The 1380-nt window shown below is 65.2% G+C and carries 1 protein-coding gene; it reads left to right on the top strand.

Annotated features, from left to right (window positions below; all coding sequences use genetic code 11):
* The coding region (gene fbcH, locus AC1D00_RS41160) for a cytochrome b/c1 (protein WP_477014651.1) at window positions 1–1380 on the top strand (1380 nt) is incomplete at both ends.

Here is a 1380-nt window from a genome sequence, read left to right as displayed (position 1 = left end):
GCTATTCGGTCGGCAACCCGACGCTGAACCGCTTCTTCTCGCTGCACTACCTGCTGCCGTTCCTGATCGCGGGCGTCGTCGTGCTCCACGTCTGGGCGCTGCATGTCGCCGGCCAGAACAATCCCGACGGCGTCGAGCCGAAGACGGAAAAGGACACGGTGCCGTTCACGCCGCATGCCACCATCAAGGACATGTTCGGCGTCTCCTGCTTCCTGCTGCTCTACGCCTGGTTCATCTTCTACATGCCGAACTATCTCGGCGACGCGGACAACTACATCCCGGCGAACCCCGGCGTGACGCCACCGCACATCGTGCCGGAATGGTATTACCTGCCGTTCTACGCGATCCTGCGCTCGATCCCGAACAAGCTCGCGGGCGTCATCGGGATGTTCTCGGCGATCATCATCCTGTGCTTCCTGCCCTGGCTCGATGCGGCCAAGACCAGGTCGTCGAAGTACCGCCCGCTGGCCAAGCAGTTCTTCTGGATCTTCGTCGCGGTCTGCATCCTGCTCGGCTATCTCGGTGCGCAGCCGCCGGAAGGCATCTACGTGATCGCCGGCCGGGTCCTGACGGTCTGCTATTTCGCCTACTTCCTGATCGTGCTGCCGCTGCTCTCGCGCATCGAGACGCCGCGGCCGGTGCCGAACTCGATCTCGGAGTCGATCCTCGCCAAGGGTAGCAAGGCGGTGGCCTCCGTCGCCATCGTGCTCGTTGCCGCCGGCGCGCTGTTCCTCGGCAGCTTGCAGGACGCGCGCGCCAACGAAGGCAGCGACAAGCCGCCGGGCAACAAATGGTCGTTCGCCGGTCCCTTCGGCAAGTTCGACCGCGGCGCGCTTCAGCGCGGCCTGAAGGTGTACAAGGAGGTCTGCGCCAGCTGCCACGGCCTGTCCTACATCGCCTTCCGCAACCTCGCGGAAGCCGGTGGCCCCAGCTATTCGGTGGCGCAGGTGGCGGCGTTCGCGTCGGATTACAAGATCAAGGACGGTCCGAACGATGCCGGCGACATGTTCGAGCGCCCGGGCCGGCCGGCCGACTACTTCCCCTCGCCATTTCCGAACGAGCAGGCAGCCCGTGCGGCGAACGGTGGCGCGGCGCCGCCCGACCTGTCGCTGATCACCAAGGCGCGCTCCTACGGCCGCGGCTTCCCCTGGTTCATCTTCGACTTCTTCACCCAGTACCAGGAGCAGGGCCCGGACTACGTTTCGGCGGTGCTCCAGGGTTTTGAGGAGAAGGTGCCGGAGGGTGTGACCATTCCGGAGGGCTCCTACTACAACAAGTTCTTCCCGGGCCACGCCATCAAGATGCCGAAGCCGCTCAGCGACGGCCAGGTGACCTATGACGACGGCTCGCCGGCCACGGTCGCGCAATACGCCAAGGACG

Source organism: Bradyrhizobium sp. P2_E8 (genome assembly GCF_056403875.1).
The sequence above is the reverse complement of the archived record's forward strand: the minus strand, read 5'-3'. Positions and strand labels throughout refer to the sequence as shown.